The sequence below is a fragment of the Pseudomonas sp. 2995-3 genome, from assembly GCF_002742565.1.
GTDB lineage: Bacteria > Pseudomonadota > Gammaproteobacteria > Pseudomonadales > Pseudomonadaceae > Aquipseudomonas > Aquipseudomonas edaphica.
In genome coordinates, this window is sequence record NZ_LJSB01000339.1 from 1 (window position 1) to 269 (window position 269).

A 269-nucleotide genomic window follows, 5' to 3' on the forward strand; every position below is an offset into this window, starting at 1 on the left:
TGGTTCAAACAATTCAGAGATTGATCGTTTTGAACCCCGAGATCAACTATTGGCCAATCAAAAACCTGTTAAAGCTGTATTTGCAGCATCCGATGCAATTTGGTCCTTATTTTTCGCCGTGGTAAACAGAAAGCAGATTAATTCCCTAAGAAATATTTGCTTAACGGTTCCGACAAAAAAGGGTATTAGACGGTACTATTATTTTTCCATCAATAATGAATCAAGTGAGAATTCTTGGACGGATGGAACGATTTCCATACTACCTAAAG

1 protein-coding gene is annotated in these 269 nt (G+C 37.2%); it reads left to right on the plus strand.

Annotated elements, in window-relative coordinates; translation table 11 throughout:
- The coding region (locus tag AOA62_RS32305; protein ID WP_218244219.1) for a hypothetical protein at nucleotides 1–269 on the plus strand (269 nt) is incomplete at both ends.